The sequence below is a fragment of the Streptomyces milbemycinicus genome (assembly GCF_002154605.1).
Classification (GTDB): Bacteria; Actinomycetota; Actinomycetes; order Streptomycetales; family Streptomycetaceae; genus Streptomyces; species Streptomyces milbemycinicus.
On the sequence record NZ_MUNE01001041.1, the window covers coordinates 1 to 3,760 of the forward strand.

Genomic DNA, 3,760 nt, shown 5'->3' on the forward strand with positions numbered 1-3,760 from the left:
CCCGCCACCCGCCCCTCGGTGACGGTGGCGAGCGTGGTGCGCTTCCCGTCGGCGTCGACCTGGACGACGCTCTGCGGGGCGTCGCCCTTGCCGGAGGTGAAGGCGATCGCCTTTCCGTCGGGGCGCCAGAAGGGCTGCGCCTGCTGGACGGTGGCGTCCGTGCTCGGCGCCCACACCTTGGTGGCGCCACTGTCGAGGTCGAGGACGTGGATCGCGTACCGGCCGTCGGCCTCCCCCGCGTAGGCGATCCGCTTCCCGTCCGGGGAGAACCGCGGCTCGCGGTGGTCGGCGCCGCCACTGGTCAGCCGGCGCGCCCCGGTGCCGTCGGCGCGGGCGAGCCAGAGGTGGAAGTTGCCGTCGGTGTAGGACTGGTAGACGAGATGGCGGCCATCGGGCGAGAAGTCGGGCTCGGTCGCCTCCTGGTCGATACCGGTGAGCCGGGTGGCCTCACCGCCGGCGGCCGGGACGGTCCAGAGCAGATTGAGCAGATCGAGGACGACGGTCCGGCCGTCCGGGGAGAGCGCGGCGGAGGCGTTGGTCGCCTGGGTGACGGTGATCCGCCGAGTGGCGCCGTCCGCGGTCTGCGTGGCGCTGTCGGCGTTTTCGGCCTGCTCGGCGTTCTCTGTGTTCTCTGTGTTCTCGGCCGCGTTGGCCGCCGTCGCGAGCCCGGTCAACTGGCTGCCCAGCCACAGACTTCCGGCCCCGGCCGCGGCCTGTCCGCCGCGCCGGATGAGCTTTCTGCGCGATATACCCACAGCCGTACCCTCCGCTCGAAGATCACGATCTCGCCGAACCTAAAGGCGGGGTCAAGCGGAGGAACAGCCCACGGAAATAGGTGTTACCTGAACTTAACCGTGCCCCCGGCCCGCCACTCTGATAACCAATGGCTATAACGGCAGGTCTTGGACGACGGCCGCACCCCGCAGGCAGCGTGAATCGCGTGAATCACCACGGCGCCGACCCGGCGCCGGGCCAAGCGACCGGAAAGGACGCGACCGCGTTGCGCGCTCTGCTGTACGACCCCGAGGCCCCCCAGGGCCTGCGGCTCGGTGAGGCCCCGGAGCCGGTGCCACATGACGCTCAGGCCCTCGTCGAGGTCCACACGGCGTCCCTCAACTTCGGCGAACTCGCCTACCGTGAAGAGCGAGCGCGCCCCGGGCAGGTCCTCGGCTGGGACTCGGCGGGCATCGTCGTCCAAGCCGCCACCGACGGCTCCGGTCCCGCGGTCGGCACCCGCGTGGCGTCCTTCGGGCCACCGGGAGCGTGGGCCGAGCGGCGGGCGGTCGACACCGCCGAACTCGCCGTCGTGCCGGACGCCGTCGACCTCGGCGCGGCGTCCGCCCTGCCGGGCGCGGGGGTCTCCGCGCTCCAGGCCCTGCGCCGGCTGGGCCCCGTGATCGGCCGCCGGGTGCTGATCACCGGCGCCTCGGGCGGCCTGGGCCGCTTCGCGGTGCAGCTGGCCGCCCTCGCGGGCGCGTACGTCATCGCGGCGGTGGGCAGCCCGCAGCGCGGCGAGGGGCTGCGCGAACTCGGCGCCGACGAGGTCGTCGTCGGCCTCGAGCACGTCACCGCACCTGTCTTCGGCGTCCTCGACAACGTGGGCGGCCCGCTGCTGGCCGAGGCATTCGCCCTGGTCGAGCCCGGCGGCTCGGCCCAGTCCATCGGCAAGGCGTCGCTCGAACCGACCACCATCGACTTCGAGCGCGAGCGGCTGACGGGCGGCGACAGGCGGCTCGAACCCTTCGCCGTACGGCCCCCCTTCGGCCTGGACCTCACGTATCTGGTGAGCCTGCTGGCCAAGGGCCGACTCGACCCGCAGATCGGCTGGCGCGGCTCGTGGGAGCGGGCACCGGAAGCGGTGGCGGCGCTGCTGGGGCGGCGCGTACGGGGGAAGGCAGTGCTGGACATCGGGGGCTGATCGGCTCAGCGGGACGCCTTGGAGCCGGAGGGCTCGGAGCCGGAGGGCTTGGAGCCGGCCGACTGGGAACCGGACGGCTTGGAACCGGACGACCCCGGGCTGGACGACCCCGAGTTGGGCGCCCCAGACCCCGGCTGCGGGCCGTAGGCTTTCAGGAAGCGGTCCCGGAAGGTGTCCATCCGCCACACCGGGGTGTCCGCGCCCGGCCGCAGCCCGTCCTGCCACCCCCAGTCGGAAATCCGCTTCAGCACGGCCGGGTCGTGCGCGACGATCGCGACCGGTACATCGCGGCTGGCCTTGTCGCCGCTGACCTTCGCCATGGGCTGGTGGTCGCCCAGGAAGACGAGCACGGTGTTCTTGTTGCCGTACTTCACCACATAGTCGATGAGACTGTTCAGCGAGTACTGGATGGACTTGCCGTACTCGGCGCGCGCCTGGGTGGAGTCCGTGAACACGTCCTTGGGGTCCTTGCCCGCCTTCTTGATGTCGTTGTAGACCGAGCCGTCACCGACCTCGTCCCAACTGATCATCTTGGGGATCGGCGCCCACGGCTGGTGGCTGGAGGTCAGGATGATCTCCGACATCAGCGGCTTGTCGTGCTTCTTGCCGTGCTCCAGGCGCTCGAAGGCCGTCAGGGCGTACTGGTCGGGCATGGTCGACCAGCTGAACTTCGGGCCCTTGTAACCGAGATCCCGGGAGTCGTAGAGATTGTCGAGGCCGTAGAACTTCGCCTCCGGCCACCCCTTGGTCACGCCCGGCATGATGCCCACCGTGCGCCAGGCGCCGGTGCGCTTGAAGGCGCGGGTGATGGTGAGGTGATGGCCCGCGGTGACGGTGCGATAGCGGCTCTGGTTGTCGATCCACAGGCCCGACAGGAAGGTGGAGTGGCCGAGCCAGCTGTTGCCGCCGTACGTCGCCGAGGTGAGCCAGCCGCTCTTGGACGAGTACCCGGCGTCGCTCAGCTCCTTGGTCTTCTCATCGAGCACCGCGTCGACCCCGGGTGCGATCTCCGGGTCCTCGATGGCGCTGCGGCCGTAGCTCTCGATGAAGGTGAAGATGACGTCCTTGCCGCGCAGCCCGGTCAGCAGCTGATCACCCGGGACGTTCCCATAGGAGTCCCGGGCAGCCACCTTCTTGAACTCCCGCTCGTCCTTGAGGGTCGCCTTCACCCACTTCACCCGGTTCTGGACGAGCACGACCGTATTCCGGGAGGCGATCGGCGCGCCGGACACCTGGAGCCCGAGCGCCGTACAGACCACCCACGTGGTGCCGAGCACGAGAACGGTACGGGTCGCCACGGTGTTGTTCCGTGCCATGACCTTGCCGATCCGCAGGCACGCCAGCGTCATGACGGCAAGCAGCGCGAGAACGAGCACCACGGCCCCGATCGTGGCGAGCGTCGCGGTCGTCGAGCCGAGCGAATCCTTGAGGTACGACTGGGCGTCGTCGAGCAGGATCCAGTCGAGCACCACGTTGAAGCCGCGCCCGAGGAATTCGTTGAAGCCGATGTCGAGGAGGTTGAGGATGGTCAGCAGCCCGAGGAACACCCCGGCGAGCACCGCCGCCACCCGCCTCGGAATCGGCGGCAGGATGAGCAACACCCCGGCGCCGAGCACCCCCTCCACGGGGATGTGCAGGAAGGCGCTGGGTTGGATGAGGGGAAGCCGACTCGGCAACAGCAGCGCGAAAAACACCAGCGCGACGGACACGACCGTGGTTCCCCACGCCAAGGCCCGTGCGGCGACGGGGTACTTACCCCGCCAGCCGCCGCTTGCGGTGGGCTCGGTTGGGGGTTGGTCGGCGGTGGTATCGCCTGGGGCGGTGGCGTCACCGGGGGCGGAG

The 3,760-nt window shown here is 70.3% G+C and carries 3 protein-coding genes; 1 reads left to right on the plus strand and 2 read right to left on the minus strand.

The window, feature by feature from the left end:
- Nucleotides 1-755 (minus strand): TolB-like translocation protein (locus tag CCN51_RS50735; RefSeq protein ID WP_211303343.1); only part of this gene is annotated, 755 nt, incomplete at its 3' end.
- Nucleotides 756-940: 185 nt separating this feature from the next.
- On the opposite strand from CCN51_RS50735, the gene CCN51_RS50740 reads away from it, so the two are divergent.
- On the plus strand, nt 941-1,918 hold the full coding sequence (locus CCN51_RS50740; protein ID WP_014175459.1) for a zinc-binding dehydrogenase: 978 nt from the start codon (nt 941-943) through the stop codon (nt 1,916-1,918).
- 5 nt (nt 1,919-1,923) lie between these two features.
- Here CCN51_RS50740 and CCN51_RS50745 read toward each other — a convergent pair.
- The coding region (locus CCN51_RS50745; protein WP_086861198.1) for an alkaline phosphatase family protein at nt 1,924-3,760 on the minus strand (1,837 nt) is incomplete at its 5' end.